Genomic DNA, 18,554 nt, shown 5'->3' with positions numbered 1-18,554 from the left:
TCTTGTAAGCAAGATTTATTCTCGCCGTCGAGCTTGACTTGATCTCGCACAAGAGTATCGTTTCGTATTCCCAGTTATTGCCTTTTTACAGTTTCCTACGCGCGTGAGCCGTCCAGCCAACGCGACGATAACTACGCCCTACCCATTTTCCAAGACAAGGATTACACGTCGATGAACACAATAACCGACATGGCCGAACAGCTGGACGTCAAGCTCCTGCTCGCAACGCTGATGGCCCTGAAAAAGGGTGACTTTTCGGTACGCATGCCTTCTGACTGGACTGGGGTGTCGGGCAAGATCGCCGACACCCTGAACGACATCATCGAGACCAAATCGAAGATGGTCGAAGCCGTCACAGAAGTGTCGCGCGTGGTCGGCCGCGAAGGCCACCTGACCCAACGCGCCGATGTGCCGGGCGTGGTGGGCGGCTGGAGCACCATCATCAGCTCGGTCAACACCCTGATCGACGACTTGGTGCGCCCGACCACTGAAATGGCGCGCGTCATCGGCGCCGTGGCAAAGGGCGACCTGTCGCAGACGATGGCGCTGGAAGTCGACGGCCACCCGCTCAAGGGCCAGTACCTGCGCGCGGCAACGACCGCGAACACGATGGTGGAACAGCTTTCCTCCTTCTCCTCCGAAGTCACGCGCGTGGCGCGCGAGGTCGGTACCGAGGGCAAGCTGGGCGGCCAGGCGCAGGTGAAGGGCGTCGCGGGTACCTGGAAAGACTTGACCGACTCGGTCAACTCGATGGCGGGTAACCTTACCTCCCAGGTGCGTAACATCGCGGAAGTGACGACCGCCGTGGCAAACGGCGACTTGTCGAAGAAAATTACGGTCGACGTGCGCGGCGAGATCCTGCAGCTGAAAGACACCATCAACGTCATGGTGGACCAGCTGCGCTCCTTCGCATCCGAAGTGACGCGCGTGGCGCGCGAGGTCGGTACCGAAGGAAAGCTGGGCGGCCAGGCTTACGTGCCGGGCGTGGGCGGTACCTGGAAAGACTTGACCGATAACGTGAACTTCATGGCCTCGAACCTGACGGGCCAGGTGCGTAACATTGCGACGGTGACGACCGCGGTGGCGAACGGCGACCTCTCGAAAAAGATTACGGTCGACGTGAAGGGCGAGATTCTCGAACTGAAGAACACGATTAACGTCATGGTCGACCAGTTGTCCTCGTTCTCCTCCGAAGTGACGCGCGTGGCGCGCGAAGTCGGTACCGAGGGCAAGCTGGGCGGCCAGGCGCAGGTGAAGGGTGTCGCAGGCACCTGGAAAGACTTGACCGACTCGGTGAACTCGATGGCGGGTAACCTGACGGGCCAGGTGCGTAACATTGCGGACGTGACCACCGCCGTGGCAAACGGTGACTTGTCCAAGAAAATTACAGTGGACGTGAAGGGCGAGATTCTCGAGCTGAAGAACACCATCAACGTCATGGTCGACCAGCTGAACTCCTTCGCATCCGAGGTGACGCGCGTGGCACGGGAAGTCGGTACCGAGGGCCGCCTGGGTGGCCAGGCGAACGTGCCGGGCGTTGCAGGTACCTGGAAAGACTTGACCGACGGCGTGAACTCGATGGCGGGTAACCTGACGGGCCAGGTGCGTAACATTGCGGACGTGACGACCGCGGTGGCGAACGGCGACCTCTCGAAAAAGATTACGGTCGACGTGAAGGGCGAGATTCTCGAACTGAAGAACACGATTAACGTCATGGTCGACCAGTTGTCCTCGTTCGCATCCGAGGTGACGCGCGTCGCCCGTGAGGTCGGTACCGAGGGTAAGCTGGGCGGCCAGGCCTATGTGCCGGGCGTGGGCGGCACCTGGAAGGACTTGACCGATAACGTGAACTTCATGGCGTCGAACTTGACGGGCCAGGTGCGTAACATTGCGGCGGTGACGACGGCAGTGGCGCGTGGTGACTTGTCCAAGAAGATTACGGTGGACGTGAAGGGCGAGATTCTCGAGCTGAAAGACACGATCAACGTCATGGTCGACCAGTTGTCCTCGTTCGCATCCGAGGTGACCCGCGTCGCCCGCGAGGTGGGTACGGAAGGTAAGCTGGGCGGCCAGGCAAACGTGTCCGGTGTCGCCGGTACCTGGAAAGACTTGACCGAGAACGTCAACCAGCTGGCGGCCAACCTGACCAACCAGATGCGCGCGATTGGTGAGGTGGCAACCGCCGTGACCCGTGGTGACTTGTCGCGTTCGATTCAGGTCGAAGCGCGCGGCGAGGTGTCCTACCTGAAGGACAACATCAACGAGATGATCCGCAACCTGAAGGAAACCACGCAGAAGAACGCGCAGCAGGATTGGCTCAAGACCAACCTTGCCCGCTTCACGCGACTCCTGCAGGGCCAGCGCGATTTGGGCGCGGTGACCAAGCTGATCCTGTCGGAACTGGCTCCGCTGGTCTCGGCCCACCACGGCGTGTTCTACATGATGGACTCGCAGGAAGCCGATGCGCGCCTGCGGATGATCGCATCCTACGGCTACCGTTCCAGCCGCAAGCTGCCGACCTCATTCTCGCCGGGCGAAGGCCTGGTCGGACAGTGCGCGCTTGAAAAAACCCGCATCTGGCTGACCGACGTGCCGCGCGATTACATCGTCGTCTCCTCTGGCCTGGGTTCGGCGCCGCCGAACAACATCGTCGTGCTGCCGATCCTGTTCGAACAGCAGGTCAAGGCCGTCATCGAGATCGCCTCGCTCGACCGCTTCACCGAAACCCACCTCTCCTTCCTCGACCAGCTGATGGAATCGATCGGCGTCGTCTTGAACACCATCGAGGCGAACAGCCGTACCGAGTCGCTGCTGACCCAGTCGCAGTCCCTCGCCCAGGAACTGCAGCAGACCAACCAGGAACTGGCCGAAAAGGCGCGGCTGCTGTCCGAGCAGAACATCGAGGTGGAACGCAAGAACCGCGAGGTGGAGCAGGCCAAGCTGGCGCTGGAAGAAAAGGCGACCCAGCTGGCGCTGTCCTCGAAGTACAAGTCCGAGTTCCTGGCGAATATGTCGCACGAATTGCGGACACCTCTGAATTCGCTCCTGATCCTGGCGCAGCAGCTCTCCGATAACCCGGAAGGCAACCTGTCGGGCAAGCAGGTCGAATTCGCGAAGACCATCCACGGCTCCGGTTCCGACTTGCTGACCCTGATTAACGACATTCTCGACTTGTCGAAGATCGAGTCCGGCACCGTCACGCTGGACGTTTCGGAATACCGCTTCGCCAACCTGCGCAACTACGTGGACCGCACCTTCCGCCACATGGCCGAAGCCAAGCACCTCGGCTTCCAGGTCGACCTGGCGGAAAACCTGCCGACCGCGGTGATGACCGATACCACGCGCCTGCAGCAGGTTCTCAAGAACCTGCTCTCGAACGCGTTCAAGTTCACCAGCCACGGCCAGGTTGCGCTGAATATCAGCCTGGTCACCAGCGGCTGGACGGCCGACCACCCGCACCTGCTGCATGCGGACGCGGTGCTCGCCTTCTCGGTCAGCGACAGCGGCGTCGGCATCCCGTCGGACAAGCTGCAGCTGATCTTCGAAGCCTTCCAGCAGGCCGACGGCTCGACCGCCCGCAAATACGGCGGCACGGGCCTGGGCCTGTCGATTTCGCGCGAACTGGCGCGCCTGCTGGGCGGCGAGATTCGCGTCGAGTCGACCGTCAACGTCGGGTCTACCTTCACGCTCTACCTGCCGTACAACCGCGCCGGCTTCATCAACTATGAAGCGACGCGCCAGCCGCAACCAGCGCGTTTGAATGCACCGAGCGCAGCCCCGGTTGCCGCACCGGTGATCTACACGGCCGCGCAAGTCGAAGAAAGCGGCGTGGCGACCATCGAAGTACAGGCGCCGACCAACAGCAACCTGGTCGAATACGCCTCGATGCTGGACGACCGCGGCCTGATCGCCCCGGGCGACCCGTCGGTGCTGATCGTGGAAGACGACGACCGCTTCGCCAAGACCGTGCTGGAACTGGCGCGCGAGAAGAACTTCAAGGGCATCGTCACCCACCGCGGCGACTCGGCCCTGTCGCTCGCCCGCGATTACCTGCCGTCGGCGATCCTGCTCGACATCGACCTGCCCGACATCGACGGCTTCACGGTGCTGGACCGCCTGAAACGCGATCCGAGCACCCGCCACATCCCGGTGCACGTGGTCTCGGCACTGCGCGAGCGCGAGCGTGCGCTGCGCCAGGGTGCGATCTCGTTCATCAACAAGCCGGTGGAGCGCGAGGTGCTGGACGAGGAATTCAACCGCATCCAGAAATTCCTGGTCGGCGGCAAGCGTTCGCTGCTGGTGGTGGAAGACGACATGGCCCAGCGCGAGCTGATCGTCAACCTGATCGGCGACAGCGACCTGAACATGGTGACGGTGGAGACGGGCCAGGCCGCGATGGAGGCGCTGGAAGCCCAGCACTTCGACTGCATGGTGCTCGACCTGACCCTGCCGGACATCTCGGGCTTCGACCTGCTCGACCAGATCGGCAAGACGCCGGCCCTGCGCGACCTGCCGATCGTGATCTACACGGCGCAGGAACTGTCGCGCAAGGAAGTGACGAAGCTGAAGAAGTATGCCAAGACCATCGTCATCAAGGACGCCCGTTCGCCCGAGCGCCTGCTGGACGAAACCGCGCTCTTCCTGCACCGCTCGCACGCTTCGCTGCCTGAACTGCAGCGCCGCATGCTGGAAGAGATCCACGCGGCCGACGGCGGCCTGGCGGGCCGCAAAGTGCTGATCGTCGACGATGACCTGCGCAACATTTTCGCCCTCTCGTCCTTGCTGGAGCGCCAGCAGATGCAAGTGCTGTTCGCAGAGAACGGCCGTGACGGCATCGAGGTACTGGAGAAGGATCCGACCATCGAGATCGTCCTGATGGACATCATGATGCCGGAGATGGATGGCTACGACACGATGCGTGCGATTCGCCGTATTCCGAAGTTCAAGTCGCTGCCGATCATCACCCTGACCGCGAAAGCGATGAAGGGCGACCGCGACAAGTGCATCGCCGCCGGCGCTTCCGACTACATCACCAAGCCGGTCGATGTGGCGCAGCTGCTGTCGCTGATGCGGGTGTGGCTGCATTGACCGCCTTCGCCGCCTTTGCTCAGTTGGCCCAACCTTCGCTCGCGGTCGAGGAACTGGAAATCGAACTGCTGCTGGAAGCCTTGACCCAGCGCCACGGCTACGATTTCCGCGACTACGACCGCGCGCTGGTGCGCAAGAAGCTCCTTGGCGTAATGGCCGCGCGCGAACTGAAAACGGTCTCCGCGCTGCAGGAGCGCGTGCTGCACGAAGCGGGCGCGGCGTCCGCCGTGCTGCGCGCGCTCGCGGTGGCGCCGGCCGCGCTGTTCGACGATCCGGTGCGGGCAAGGGAGGCACGCGAAGTGCTGGGAAAGTCGCTGCGGCCGGCGGCCGTGCCGAAAGTCTGGCTGGCTGAATGCGCCGGTATCGGCGAAGCCTGGACGCTGGCGATCCTGCTGCACGAGGAAGGCCTGCTCGCACGCACCGAGATTTTCGCCACGATGGCCAACGACGAATTGCTGGCCGACGTACGCGAAGCCGATATCGACGCCGGCGCGCTGTCCGCGCTGCAGGAGAATTACCTCCTCGGCGGCGGCACGGGACGCCTGGCCGACTATTTCGACGTGCGCGAGGGCCGTGCGGTGCTGTTGCCGCGCCTGCGCGCACGCATTACCTGGGCTGGCCACAACCTGGTGACGGACGCCTCGTTCAACGAGTTCCAGGCCATCATCTGCTGCCGCGCCCTGCAGGACTTCGGCCCGATGCTGCGCCAGCGCGTGCTGCGCCTGTTCCACGAGAGCCTGTCGCGCTTCGGCGTGCTGGGGATCGACCGGGAGCTGGCGCCGGGGGACGCGCATGCGGCGGCTTACCAGGCGCTGGGGGGTGAGCGGCCCTGGTACCGGCGTGTGGGATGATGTTTGTGTGAAGGGCGGCCTTGCCGCCCTTTTTTATTGGCGCTGGATGTGTCGCACGTAACGGTTCTGGCCTACCCGTAGGGTGGGCCTCGGCGGCCCCGCGGTCTCCCGCCCACGCGTCGATAGTTAGCGGCTACTTTATCGTGCCGGATGATCTTGCCGCCAACGATCACCGCGTGGGCAGCGCGTACCCTGCCACTGCCCGGCGTTCAGTGGTGGAGCTGCCCACCCTACGTCCTTTTAATACCGTCGGCGATTGTTCCGCGACGAGCCGTCGGTACGATTAAACCCGCCCCGGTTTCCCTACTTCGACCCGATGGCGCTCGGGCGCGCGGCAATGCGGTCGCGCCAGGCCTGCAGGTTGGCCATGCCCTCGTCGCTTGGCCGGAAGCGCAGCAGGCCGCGGCCGAATTCGAGGGCGCAGAAGGCGGTGATGTCGGCAATGGTAAAACGCTCGCCGGCGACGTATTCCTGGCGCGCCAGCAGCTGGTCGAGCCAGCGCGCGGTGGTGCGCATCTTGTCGAACTGGGCGGCGCCGAAGTCCTTGAACTGGGGTTGCTCGAGCACCGCCAGCGCCGGGTGCGTGTGGCGCGCGCTGCTGGCCGTTTCCAGCAGCAGGTGCAGCTCCATGCGGCGGTCGGCCATCTCGATGAAGGCGCGCTCCTCGAAATCGACGCCCATCAGGTTCGTCTCCGGATACAGCCCTTCCAGATAGGTGCAGATGGCGCGCGTTTCGCTCAGCACGCGGCCGTCGTCGAATTCGAGCGCGGGCACGCGCCCGAGCGGATTCTTGGCCAGGAAGCGTTCGCTGCGGTGTTCGCCCGCCATCAGGTCGATCATCTCGGTCTCGATGCCGCCGATGCCCTTTTCGAGCATGAACATGCTCACCCGGCGCGGGTTCGGCGCGTGGCTGCTGATATACAGTTTCATAGGTCTCCTTGATGGTATTGGTCTTGTCCTGCCGCGCACAATCATAGCCGCAAACGCCCCGGCACGGCTGCCCTTCCTTGGCACATTGACATGCCCCGGCTTTGGCGACAGACTGCCGCATGCCCTTTTCCGCACTCCGACGAAAGAACTCCATGCACCGCAGCCTGATGTCCGCCGCCATCGCCCTTGCCCTGGCCGGCTTTGCCGCCCTGCCCGCCGCCGCCGCGCCGACTGCCGCGGCCACCGTCCTCGCCACCACCCAGCTGCCGCGCGGCGTGCAGCCGCTGCACTACGACATCGCGATCGCGCCAAACGCGCAGGAGGCCAGCTTCAGCGCCCAGGTCGCGATCGATCTCGAGGTCACGGCGCCGACGAACAGCATCACCCTGAATGCCGCCGAGCTGACGTTTTCGAAAGCGGTACTCAGCGCGAAGTCGGGCGCGGCGCAGAACGCGCAGGTCTCGGTGAACGAAGAAGCGCAGACGGCGACCTTCCGCTTCGCCAGGCCGCTGGCGCGCGGGCGCTACAAGCTGGCACTGGATTACACCGGCAGCATCGGCACCCAGGCCGTCGGCCTGTTCTCGCTGGACTACGACACGGCAGGCGGCAAGCGCCGCGCCCTGTTCACCCAGTTCGAAAACTCGGACGCGCGGCGCATGATTCCGTCCTGGGACGAACCGGCCTACAAGGCCAGCTTCGCGCTGCGCGCCACGGCGCCGGCCGGCGAGATGGCCGTCAGTAACATGCCGGTGAAAAGCAGCAGCACGCTGCCCGATGGCCGCGTGACGGTGCGCTTTGCCGATTCGCCGAAGATGTCGACCTATCTGCTGTTCTTTGCGCTCGGCGACTTCGAACGCGCCACGGCCATGGTGGACGGCACTGAGCTGGGCGTCGTCACGCGCCGCGGCAGCCTGCCGCAGGCGGCCTTCGCGCTGGAGTCCTCGAAAGCGGTCCTGCGCGAGTACAACGATTATTTCGGCGTGCGCTATCCGCTGCCCAAGCTCGACAACATCGCCGGTCCGGGCCGCAGCCAGTTCTTCGGCGCGATGGAAAACTGGGGCGCGATCTTCACCTTCGAATACGCGCTGCTGCTCGACCCGGCCATATCGACCCAGCGCGACAAGCAGGAGATCTTCGCCACCGCCGCCCACGAGATGGCGCACCAGTGGTTCGGCGACCTGGTGACCATGCGCTGGTGGGACGACCTCTGGCTGAACGAAGGTTTCGCTTCCTGGATGGAGTCGCGCATGACGGCGCGCCTGCACCCCGAATGGAACACGGCGCTCGACGCCGTGAATAGCCGCGACGGCGCCATGCGGCGCGATGCGCTGGCCACCACCCACCCGGTGGTGCAGCACGTCGAAACCGTCGAGCAGGCCAGCCAGGCGTTTGACGAGATCACCTACCAGAAGGGCGAAGCGGTGATCCGCATGCTCGAAGCCTATGTCGGCGAGGACGCCTGGCGCCGCGGCGTGCGTTCGTACATGCAAAAGCACGCCTACGGCAATACGGTCTCGAACGACTTCTGGCGCCAGGTCGAGCGCGCCGCCGCCAAGCCGGTGACCGCGATCGCCCACGACTTCACGCTGCAACCCGGCGTGCCGCTGATCCGCGTGGCCGAGCCGGTGTGCAAAGGCGGCAGCATGACGGTGGCCCTGACCCAGGGCGAATTCTCGCGCGACCAGCCCGAGCGCAAGCCCCTGTCCTGGCGCGTGCCCGTCATCGCCCAGGCCGCAGGCACGAGTGCACAGGCGCGCACCCTGGTCACCAAGGGCAAGGGCAGCCTCACCTTGCCCGGCTGCGGCGCGGCGGTGGTGAACGCCGGCCAGAGCGGCTATTACCGCACCCTGTATGCGCCGGGCGCGTTTGCGCAGCTGGCGGGCGGCTTCGCGGGGCTGGCGCCGATCGACCAGATCGGCATGCTGGCCGATACCTGGGCGCTGGGCATGGCCGGCCTGCAGCCGGCCTCGAACTTCCTCGACCTGGCCGCGGCCACGCCGGCGAGCGCGGCGCCCCAGGTCTGGGCCCGCATCGCCGGCGGTTTCGACAGCCTGCATGCGATGTATGCCGGCGACACCGCCGGCCGCGCACGCCTGGACGCGTATGCCGTCTCCCGTTTGGCGCCGGTGATGGCGCAAGTTGGCTGGGACGCCAAGGCGGACGAGCCGACCTCGCAGGCCAACCTGCGCGAAAACCTGATCGCCACCCTCAGCCACCTGGGCCATCAGGCCACGGTCGCCGAGGCGCGCCGGCGCCATGCGCGGATGGACAGCGATCCGTCCGCCGTGCCGGGCGCGCTGCGCAAGACCATCCTGGCGGTGGTCGCCGAGCATGCCGACAGCGACACCTGGGAAGCCATGCGGCGCGCCGCCCAGATGGAAAAATCGCCGATGATCAAGGACACGCTGTACGCGCTGCTGGCCACCGCCCAGGAGCGCACGCTGGCCGAAAAGGCGCTGGCCCTGGCCTTGAGCGAGGAGCCGGGCGCCACGAATGGCGCGGCGATGATCGCCATCGTCTCGCAGAGCCATCCGGAGCTTGCCTTCGACTTCGCGCTGGCCAACCTCAAGGCGGTCAACGAGCGGGTCGACGCCACCTCGCGCAGCCGCTATGTGCCGGGGCTGGCGCGCAGCGCCACCACGCCCGCCATGGCCGACAAGGTCAAGGCCTATGCGGAGGTCCATATCGCCGCCGGCGCAAGGCGCGACGCCGACACCGCGATCGTGGGGATCATGGACAGGATCAAGGTGCGCCGCGAGCGCTTGCCGGAAATCGACGCCTGGCTGGCGCGCGGCGGCAAGTAAGCCGTTCCGAAGAAACGAGGCCTGCGTTCGCGCAGGCCTGTTTTTTGCAGCCTACAGAACCAGCGCCCCCTGGCGCGCGCCGATCCAGTCGTCGAGCAGTGCGGCGCTGCCAGGCGCCACGTGCAGCCCGAGCTTGGTGCGGCGCCACAGGATGTCGGCGCTGGCGCGCGCCCATTCGTGCTGCATCAGGTAGTCGATCTCGGCCTCGTAGAGGCCCGGCAGCACCTGCGCGCCCATCTCGTCCAGGCTGCCCCTGCGCGCCAGCAGCGTGTGGATGCGGGTGCCGTAGGCGCGTCCATAGCGCGCCAGCAAGGGCGCAGGCAGCCATGGGTAGCGGCCCGCCTGGCGCGTGCTCCAGCCATCGAATTCGAGCACCCCGCGCTTGCTCGGGCGCGGGCCATACAGGTCGCCGCCGGGCAGGCAGGCGTGGGCCGTCCAGGCCGGCGCCGGGCGGCCGAGGGCGGCGCCGATCCAGTCCACGGCCTGCTCGGCCAGCTTGCGGCTGGTGGTGATCTTGCCGCCGAAAACCGAGAGCAGCGGCGCCCCGGCCTGGTCGGGTTCGAGCCGGTAATCGCGCGTGGCCGCCGCCGCGCTGGCCGCCTCGTCCTCGACCAGCGGGCGCACGCCGGCATAGCTCCACAAGACTTCGGCCGGGGTGATGGCGCGCTGAAAATAACGGTTCACCAGCTGGCACAGGTAGCCGGTTTCCTCGGCGGTGATGGCCACCTTGTCGAGTTCGCCCCGGTAATCGACGTCGGTGGTGCCGACCAGGGTGAACGCGCCCTCGTAGGGCAGCGCGAACACGATGCGCCCGTCCGGGTGCTGGAAGATATAGGCATGCGGATGCTCGAACAGGCGCGGCACGACGATGTGGCTGCCCTTGATCAGGCGCAGCGTGCGTCCGGCCGCCGCGTTGGTTGCGCCATGCAGGAAGCGCGCAGCCCAGGGCCCGGCCGCGTTCACCAGGCAGCGGGCATTGACGTGCAGGTGCCGCCCTTGCGCCTCGAGTGTCGCGCTCCAGCCGTCGGGCAGGCGCTGCGGCGCGCCGCAGCGGGCGTGCGTGAGGACGACGGCGCCGCGCTCGTGGGCGTCGAGCGCGTTGAGCACGACCAGCCTGGCGTCGTCGACCCAGCCGTCGGAATACATGAAGCCGCGCTTGAATTGCGGCTGCAGGGGCGCGCCGGCCGGATGCTGACGCAGGTCGACTTCATGGGAGGGCGGGAGGAACTCGCGCCGCGCCAGCCGGTCGTACAGGAACAGCCCGGCACGGATCATCCAGGCCGGGCGGGCGCCGGTGTCATGGGGCATCACGAAACTCAGCGGATACATGATGTGCGGCGCGCTGCGCAGCATGGTTTCGCGTTCGATCAGGGCCTTGCGCACCAGGCCGAACTCGTAATGCTCGAGGTAGCGCAATCCGCCATGGATGAGTTTGCTCGAGGCCGAAGAGGTATGCTGGCCCAGGTCGTCCTTTTCGCACAGCACGACCTTCAAGCCGCGCCCGGCGGCGTCGCGCGCGATCGCCGCGCCGTTGATGCCGCCGCCGACGATCAGCACGTCGCATTCATACCGCTTGACCAGGTCTTGCACGGCGCCTCCTCGGAAAAGCAAACCGATCCAGTGTAGGCCGTCTCCATTTCTCCCATGTTCGCATGGATCAAGGCGTTCGGCCGCGCGAATCGGCCGTGCCACAGGGTGCAGCTGGCGGACACGGCCAATCGCCCCGCCGCGCCGCGCCCTGTGTAGAATTACAGGCATGACCTTGACGACCGATCGCCGCTGATGGCCGAGCAACGCGCCTGGGTGCGCATGCCCTCGGGCAAACGCCTGGACTTGCTGAACCCGACTCCTTTCGACTGGGACGACGCCGACCTCGCCCTGGGCCTGGCCCGCACCTACCGCTGGGGCGGGCACTCGGCCTGGCCGCTGCCCCTGTCCGTGGCCCAGCATTCGATCACCGTGATGCTGCTGCAGCGCGCGGCCCTGGGACGGATCGATCCCCTGTTGGAACTGCGCGAACTGCTGCACGACGCCGAGGAAGGCCTGCTCGGCTTCGACGCCCTCTCGGTGATCAAGCCTTTCCTGGGCGAAGGCTTTCACGCGTTGACCAAACGGCTCGAACACGCGGTCTTCCTGCGCTACGGCCTGCCCTCCTGGAGCCAGCTCGACCATGCACGCCACAAGCGCGCCGACCGCCTGGCCGCCGCCAGCGAAGCGGTGCACGTGGCCGGCTGGTCGCACGAGGAAGTGCGCCGCACCCTGAAAATCCAGGCGGCGGTGTTGCAGGACGACCCGCTGGCCGCCGCCTATGGCGGCACCCCCTGGGAACCCTGGCCGCCGGCGCTGGCCTGCGAACGTTTTCTGGCCGAGCTCGACCGGCTGACCGCGCTAATGCGTACCCCGGGAGCCTGAGTGAGGCCCGGCGCCCACGTCATCAAGGAGTCATCCATGCGGCGGATACTGGCCTTGATGGCAGCGGCCACCTTCGCCCTGCCGGCCTGGGCAGCCTGCCCGGCCGCCGACCGCCTGGTGGACGAGTATGGCATCAGCTTCGGCGGCTTCGAGAAGGCCATCCCGAAAGTGGCGCAGCCCAGCGCAGGGGGCACGCGCGCCGATGCGCTGGTGGTGATCCGCTTGCCGAACAAGAAGGGCAATGTGCCGGATGGCTTCAGGCATTCGGCCGTGGTCGACAAGGAAAAGCAGCAGGCCTGGATAAGGCGGCGCGGCGGCTTCGTGCCGGTCGACGAATGGTATGGACCGGTCAAGGTCGAGGGGCGCCATCTTGCCGGCTGCGTGGTCGAAGCCTGGCGCTGAAGCTGAAGCCAAAATTCTTCCCGCGTTGCTATTTCGCTCACTACAGACATCGCGCCGATCGAGCGCGCGGCGTTGACCAAACGCAAACAGTCGCAGCTAAGGTATTGATTTTATTCAGGTTGCGCCGATATCCACAAGAAATGTGGATAACTATGTGGACAAACGCCTCTTGACAAGCCGCAAGCGCAGTATTGATGCGGGTTTCAACAAAATGCCCAATCTACAGGCAAAAATTGTCTCCTTTAAAATCAATGGCTTGCACGCCATGTGGTTTGGTGAACGGACTCAGCATCAGAAGATTCCTACAAAGTCCTACAACGGGGGATAAGTCATTCCTGAGGACATCTGCGGACCCTATTTCCACGCATTGCGCGCCCGGTCGCGCACCAGCATCCGGACACTTTCCGGCATCGGTCTTTTCGACTTCGCCGTGTCGGCCGTGATCCAGACGCATTCCTCGAAGTGCTTGAGCATGGCCGGGGTGACGAAGCGAGTGCGCGCCGCGTAGACGTGGCGGTCGCCCATCTGCGACTGCTGCTTGATGAAGAAGCGGTTCGGCACCACCAGGTGCAGGTGCTCCTTGGCGCGCGTCATGGCCACATACAGCAGGCGCCGCTCCTCCTCGATTTCCTCGGCGCTGCCGGTGCTCATGTCCGAGGGGATGCAGCCATCGACCACGTTGAGCACATGCACCGATTTCCATTCCTGGCCCTTGGACGAGTGGATCGTCGACAGGATCAGGTAATCCTCGTCCAGCAAAGGCGGTCCGGCGCGGTCGCTGGTCGCTTCGGGCGGGTCGAGCGTGATCTCGGCGAGAAAACTTTCGCGCGTGCCGTGGCCGCCCGCCAGCTGGGCCAGCTGGGCAACGTCGGCGGCGCGCACGGTGGCGTCGTCGTGCAGGCGTTCGAGGTGCGGCAAATACCAGTCGCGCACCAGTTCAATGTCCGCCGGCCAGCGCAGGCCGGGCGTGCGCAGCCTACGGTAGAGGGTGACGAATTCCTGCCAGTCGCCCTGGCTTTTGGACGGCGCCGCAAAAGCCTCGACGGCGTGGATCGCTTCGGGCGCCTCGGCCACGGCGTCGAGCAGGCGCGTGGCAGTGGCGGGGCCGATGCCGGGGATGAGCTGCAGCACGCGAAAACCCGCCATGCGCCCGTTCGGGTTCTGGGCGAAGCGCAGCACGGCCAGCACGTCCTTGATGTGGGACGCTTCCAGGAATTTCAGGCCGCCGAATTTGACGAAGGGAATATTCCGGCGCATCAGTTCCAGTTCCAGCGCCGCGCTATGGCTGGCGGCGCGAAACAGCACGGCCTGGGTGGTGAGCTTGATGCCGGCTTCGCGGTGCTCGAGGATGCGGTTGCAGACCCAGCGCGCCTGTTCGGCTTCGTCCGGTATCAGGACCAGTTGCGGCAGGCTGCTGGCCGCCTTGTCGGTCCAGAGCGTCTTGGCGTGGCGCTCGAGGCTGGCCGCGATCACCGCGTTCGAGGCGTCCAGGATCGGCTGGGTCGAACGGTAATTGCGGTCGAGCGTGATCACCTGCGCCGGCTGGGTAAATTGCGCCGGGAAGTCGAGGATGTTGCGTACCGTCGCGCCGCGGAAGGAATAGATCGACTGGGCATCGTCGCCGACCACCATCACGCCCTCCCCGTCCGGCTTCATGCCCGTGATGATGGCCGCCTGCAGGCGGTTCGTGTCCTGGTATTCGTCGACCAGCACGTGGTCGAACAGGGAACCGATCTCGGGGCCCAACTCGGGGTCGGCCGCCATCTCGGCCCAGAACAGCAGCAGGTCGTCGTAGTCGAGCACGTTCTGTTCCTGCTTGGCGTCGACATAGGCGCCGAACAGGCGTTTGAGCTCGGCTTCCCATTCGCAGCACCAGGGAAAGGTGCTCTGCAAGACCAGGTCGAGCGGCTCGCGCGAATTCACCACGCGCGAATAGATCGACAGGCAGGTGCCCTTCAGGGGGAAGCGCTTGGCCGTTTGGGTAAGCCCGATCTCGTGGCGCACCAGGCCCATCAGGTATTCGGAGTCGCCGCGGTCGTGGATGGTGAAGGATTCGTCGAGGCCGATGCGGCCGGAAAATTCGCGCAGCAGGCGCGCGCCGATGCTGTGGAAGGTGCCGGCCCAGGGCAAGGCCGCCGCGCCCTCGGTGCGCCCGCCCATGATCCGCTGCAGCACATTGCCGGCGCGCTGGGTCATCTCGTTGGCGGCGCGCCGCGAGAAGGTCAGCAGCAGAATGCGCTGCGGGTCGGCGCCTCCCATGATCAGGCGCGCCACGCGGTGGGCCAGGGTATTGGTCTTGCCCGAGCCGGCGCCGGCGATCACCAGCAGCGGCCGGCTCGTGCTGGCCCCGATGTCATGCTCAACGGCCGCGCGCTGCTCCGGATTGAGGCTGGCGAAGGGATCGTCGGTAGGGGGCGCAACTGTGGCAGCGGACATGAGCAAGTGGCAATTAGGAAACAACGCTACTGTACATTTGTCCAGTAGCGCTCGGCAAGTGCTTTTTCCACTCGTACGCGCCGCTGCTGTCGTAAATAGATGACGGGAAGGTGGAGCCGGGTACGCGCATCACGCGATGCCCTTGCCTAAGTAGCCGTAACTAAAGGACTTTTCCGGATATCCACAAAGTCTGTGAATAACTTTGTGGAAAAGTCGGGGCTTGACAGGCCGAAATGCCGTCCGCATGCGGCTTTCAACAACTTGCCCGTTCGACAGGCAATGCCCGTTTCATGGAAAATCAATGACTTGCGAGATCATGTGCAAGGCCATGTTGAAACCGGCTTGAACATGAAAAAAAGAAATTTGTGTGTATAAGCGCCGCAGGTCGGGCGCAACAAACATGATTCTTTGATATCGAAAATGCCTTGCTTCAAGAAACTTTCACGACCCCGACCGGCGCCGGTGCGGTTCCAGCAGCACCCGTTCGATGACGTGCGCATGGATATCGCGCGTGCGCAGGTATTCCACGGCGGACATGGTATTCGTGCTGTCCTGCACCGCGATGCCGGCATCGACAATCACACGCTGGCGCGCATCGGTACGCGCTTCGTCCATGACGGTCGTAAGCACCGCCGGCTCGATTTGGGGATTCTCCATCGTAACCTCGCCTTGTCAGGTTGAATGTTTGGCCCTAGGCAGTATTCATCAATACGGAACAATGTCAATGTCAACTTCCCATCGAAAATATGAAATAGTTGTAAATACACGTTTTCAGCTGCGCGCCGCGCGCGGGTTCGGCGGGGCTTGAAGGCGCACCCGAGACCTGCGTGACAGGAAGACGGGTCGGCGCGATAATCGCAGGATGAGTTCACCGTCCGCACCAGCCCTCCCCGCAGCGCCGCATCCCCAGCCCGCTTCCCTGCTCGACCTGTTTCTCGCTTTTACCGTGCTCGCCCTGCAAGGCTTCGGCGGCGTGCTGGCGGTCGTCCAGCGCGAGTTGGTCGAGCGCAAGCGCTGGCTGACCCAGGACGAATTCATCGAGGACTGGGCAGTGGCCCAGATCATGCCGGGCCCGAACGTCGTCAACCTGTCGATGATGATCGGCGCACGCTATTTCGGTTTGCGCGGCGCCCTGGCCGCGCTCGGCGGCATGCTGGCCGTGCCGCTGGTGCTGGTGCTGCTGCTGGCAGTGCTGCACGCCCGCTTCGCCGATAATCCTTACGTGGCCGGCGCCCTGCGCGGCATGGCAGCCGTCTCGGCCGGGCTGATTGCCGCGGCCGGACTGAAACTCTCCGTGGCACTGAAACGCAGTCCGGTGCCCCTGCCCTGGTGCGTGGCAATCGGCGTGACCGGCTTCGTGTTGGTCGCACTGCTGAAATTCCCCCTCTTCTACGTGCTGCTCGGCTTGGGCAGCCTCGGCTGCGTGCTGGCCTACAGGAATTTGCGATGAGCACGGCCATCCACATCACACTCGACTGGCATGACTGGCTGAACCTGTTCGCCCACTACCTGCTGCTGTCGATGATGTCGCTCGGCGGCGCAATTTCGACAACCTCGGAAATGCACCGTTTCCTGGTCGAGCAGCACGGCTGGCTGACCCAGGCCCAGTTCAACGATTCGATCGCGCTGGCCCAGGCCGCACCCGGACCAAACGTGCTGTTCGTGGCGCTGATGGGCTGGAATGTCGGCATGAACGCCGGCAGCTTGACTGCCGCGCTGCTGGGCGTGGCGGTGACGATGACCGGCATCCTGCTGCCGTCGACCATCTTTACTTACCAGGTCGCGCAATGGGGCCACCGCAACCGCGACCTGCGCACGGTGCGCGCCTTCAAGCAGGGCATGGGGCCGGTCGTGATCGCGCTGCTGCTCTCGACCGCCTGGATTCTTGCCAGCTCGGCCGGCGGCCCGGGCGTGCACTGGCCGCTCTGGCTGCTGGCGCTGGCCAGCTGCGTGCTCATCTGGCGCACGAAACTGCACCTGCTGTGGGTGCTGGGTGCGGGCGCCGTTTTGGGCGCATTCGGATTCGTATAAGAGGGACTCTGCTGCACGCGGTTTGCCGAAATGGCATACTTGCGGTATCGACCACCCGGAGCCCCCCATGCCCACTCTCCTCAGCGAACACGCCTGTTTCGGCGGCGTCCAGCGCTTCTACCAGCACGACTCCAGCGCGATCGGCCTGCCGATGCGCTTTTCGGTCTACCTGCCGCCCGGCTTTGAAGACAAGCCGCTGCCGGTGCTGTTCTACCTGGCCGGCCTGACCTGTACCGAAGAGACCTTCGCCACCAAGGGCGGGGCCCAGCGCGTGGCGGCCGAGGAAGGCCTGGTGCTGGTGATGCCCGACACCAGCCCGCGCGGCGCCAACCTGCCGGGCGAGGCCGAGAGCTGGGACTTCGGCCTGGGCGCCGGCTTCTATGTGGACGCGACCGAGGAACCATGGTCGCGTCACTACCGCATGTACAGCTACATCCTCGAATTGCGCGAACTGGTGCTGCGCGAGTTTGGTCTTGATGCCGACCGCTGCGGCATCTTCGGCCACTCGATGGGCGGGCACGGCGCCCTGGTGCTGGCCCTGCGCAACCCTGAGCTGTTCCGCTCGGTATCGGCCTTTGCGCCGATCGCCGCGCCAAGCCGCTGCCCCTGGGGCGAAAAAGCCTTCGGCGGCTATCTCGGCGCCGACAAGGCAAGCTGGCGCGCCTATGACGCCACCGAGCTGGTGGCCGGGGGCCCGGTACGCTTCCCGCAGGGCATCCTGATCGACCAGGGACTGGCCGATAAATTCCTGCCTGACCAGCTCAATCCGGACGCTTTCGAGGCGGCCTGCCTCGAGGCCGGCCAGCCGCTTACCCTGCGCCGCCACGCGGGCTACGACCACGGCTATTACTTCATTTCCAGCTTCGTCGAAGAGCATCTGCGCCTGCATCGCCGCCAGCTCGGCTGACGCAAACTTCCTGTCATATCGACCGCCGGAACAGCTCAAGGTTCCGGCCGGCTGCACCCTTTCTGTTCCCGCGCAAAACCGCCGCCAGGCAGACTCGCGCGCGCCTTTTCCCTTCCTTGAAAATGCCCCGGCGCTGCCCTATAAATCAAGTGCGGCGCCATGCCGCGCATTCATCGTGAAGAAAGGAGGCTCACCATGAATCTCGTCAGGAGAACCAATTCGCCCCTGTCGGCCTACCGCCCCGGCACGGTCGAGGAGGGATTCGGCCGCCTCGTCGAAAACATGTTCGAGGACTTCTTCGCGCCACTTGCCCAGAGCGGCGCCTGGGCCGACGCCGGCGCCAGCATCCCCCGGCTCGACCTGCGCGAGACCGAAAAAGAATATGAAATCGAGGCCGAAATGCCCGGCGTCGAGAAGACGGACCTGAAGGTCGCCATCGATCGCCAGCGCATTACCATTGAAGGAGAATGCCGCAAGGCAAACGAGCGGCGCGAGGGCGAAAACGTGGTGTATTCTGAACGCTCAGCACGCAAGTTCATGCGCAGCTTTACCTTGCCGTCCGAGGTCGACGATGCAGCCGCGCAGGCAAGACTGGAAAACGGTGTGCTGCACCTGACGCTGCCGAAAAAACAGGGCGGCACGGTGCGGCGGCTCGACATCCAGTAAGCGGGCCGGGTCTGACGGGCTCGAACG

General features: G+C 65.1%; 14 protein-coding genes. 10 read left to right on the top strand and 4 right to left on the bottom strand.

Annotation, left to right across the window (positions count from 1 at the left end; translation table 11 throughout):
* Positions 1 to 171 precede the first annotated feature (171 nt).
* A complete protein-coding gene (locus NMB41_RS10120; protein ID WP_494382322.1) occupies positions 172 to 5,088 on the top strand; it encodes a hybrid sensor histidine kinase/response regulator in 4,917 nt (1,638 codons plus the stop codon).
* Positions 5,076 to 5,939, top strand: coding sequence for a CheR family methyltransferase (locus tag NMB41_RS10115; RefSeq protein WP_494382321.1), 864 nt, complete (start codon positions 5,076 to 5,078; stop codon positions 5,937 to 5,939). Before NMB41_RS10120 ends, NMB41_RS10115 begins: the two co-directional genes overlap by 13 nt.
* Before the next feature lie 303 nt (positions 5,940 to 6,242).
* Here the strand turns inward: NMB41_RS10115 and NMB41_RS10110 are convergent, their stop codons facing one another.
* Positions 6,243 to 6,869, bottom strand: coding sequence for a glutathione S-transferase family protein (locus tag NMB41_RS10110; RefSeq protein WP_494382320.1), 627 nt, complete (start codon positions 6,867 to 6,869; stop codon positions 6,243 to 6,245).
* A 152-nt stretch (positions 6,870 to 7,021) separates the two neighbouring features.
* Here NMB41_RS10110 and NMB41_RS10105 point away from each other — a divergent pair, with 152 nt between their 5' ends.
* Positions 7,022 to 9,673 (top strand): M1 family metallopeptidase, encoded by a 2,652-nt coding sequence (locus tag NMB41_RS10105; protein ID WP_494382319.1) that lies wholly within the window; start codon positions 7,022 to 7,024, stop codon positions 9,671 to 9,673.
* A gap of 51 nt (positions 9,674 to 9,724) precedes the next feature.
* Here the strand turns inward: NMB41_RS10105 and glpD are convergent, their stop codons facing one another.
* Positions 9,725 to 11,263 carry a glycerol-3-phosphate dehydrogenase gene (gene glpD / locus NMB41_RS10100; protein ID WP_494382318.1) on the bottom strand — a complete coding sequence of 513 codons (1,539 nt, stop codon included), beginning with the start codon at positions 11,261 to 11,263 and terminating at the stop codon, positions 9,725 to 9,727.
* A 192-nt stretch (positions 11,264 to 11,455) separates the two neighbouring features.
* On the opposite strand from glpD, the gene NMB41_RS10095 reads away from it, so the two are divergent.
* The 3 genes from NMB41_RS10095 (at position 11,456) to NMB41_RS10085 (ending at position 12,815) form a co-directional block, all read left to right on the top strand.
* Complete coding sequence (locus NMB41_RS10095; RefSeq protein ID WP_494382317.1) at positions 11,456 to 12,085, top strand: phosphohydrolase; 630 nt, start codon at positions 11,456 to 11,458, stop codon at positions 12,083 to 12,085.
* 36 nt (positions 12,086 to 12,121) lie between these two features.
* Positions 12,122 to 12,487 (top strand): hypothetical protein, encoded by a 366-nt coding sequence (locus NMB41_RS10090; protein ID WP_494382316.1) that lies wholly within the window; start codon positions 12,122 to 12,124, stop codon positions 12,485 to 12,487.
* A gap of 154 nt (positions 12,488 to 12,641) precedes the next feature.
* Positions 12,642 to 12,815: a hypothetical protein gene (locus NMB41_RS10085; protein WP_494382315.1), complete on the top strand. Its 174-nt coding sequence runs from the start codon at positions 12,642 to 12,644 to the stop codon at positions 12,813 to 12,815.
* Positions 12,816 to 12,841: 26 nt separating this feature from the next.
* Here the strand turns inward: NMB41_RS10085 and NMB41_RS10080 are convergent, their stop codons facing one another.
* Positions 12,842 to 14,923 (bottom strand): ATP-dependent helicase, encoded by a 2,082-nt coding sequence (locus NMB41_RS10080; protein ID WP_494382314.1) that lies wholly within the window; start codon positions 14,921 to 14,923, stop codon positions 12,842 to 12,844.
* Positions 14,924 to 15,364: 441 nt separating this feature from the next.
* A complete protein-coding gene (locus tag NMB41_RS10075; protein ID WP_494382313.1) occupies positions 15,365 to 15,580 on the bottom strand; it encodes a hypothetical protein in 216 nt (71 codons plus the stop codon).
* A 205-nt stretch (positions 15,581 to 15,785) separates the two neighbouring features.
* Here NMB41_RS10075 and NMB41_RS10070 point away from each other — a divergent pair, with 205 nt between their 5' ends.
* The 4 genes from NMB41_RS10070 (at position 15,786) to NMB41_RS10055 (ending at position 18,527) form a co-directional block, all read left to right on the top strand.
* Positions 15,786 to 16,373 carry a chromate transporter gene (locus NMB41_RS10070; protein WP_494382312.1) on the top strand — a complete coding sequence of 196 codons (588 nt, stop codon included), beginning with the start codon at positions 15,786 to 15,788 and terminating at the stop codon, positions 16,371 to 16,373.
* On the top strand, positions 16,370 to 16,954 hold the full coding sequence (locus NMB41_RS10065; protein WP_494382311.1) for a chromate transporter: 585 nt from the start codon (positions 16,370 to 16,372) through the stop codon (positions 16,952 to 16,954). Before NMB41_RS10070 ends, NMB41_RS10065 begins: the two co-directional genes overlap by 4 nt.
* Positions 16,955 to 17,021: 67 nt before the next feature.
* On the top strand, positions 17,022 to 17,861 hold the full coding sequence (gene fghA / locus NMB41_RS10060; protein ID WP_494382310.1) for an S-formylglutathione hydrolase: 840 nt from the start codon (positions 17,022 to 17,024) through the stop codon (positions 17,859 to 17,861).
* Between the two features lie 195 nt (positions 17,862 to 18,056).
* Positions 18,057 to 18,527 (top strand): Hsp20/alpha crystallin family protein, encoded by a 471-nt coding sequence (locus NMB41_RS10055; RefSeq protein WP_494382309.1) that lies wholly within the window; start codon positions 18,057 to 18,059, stop codon positions 18,525 to 18,527.
* The last annotated feature ends 27 nt before the right edge of the window (positions 18,528 to 18,554 follow it).

Source organism: Massilia sp. FBCC-B171, assembly GCF_059134155.1.
The sequence above is the reverse complement of the archived record's forward strand: the minus strand, read 5'-3'. Positions and strand labels throughout refer to the sequence as shown.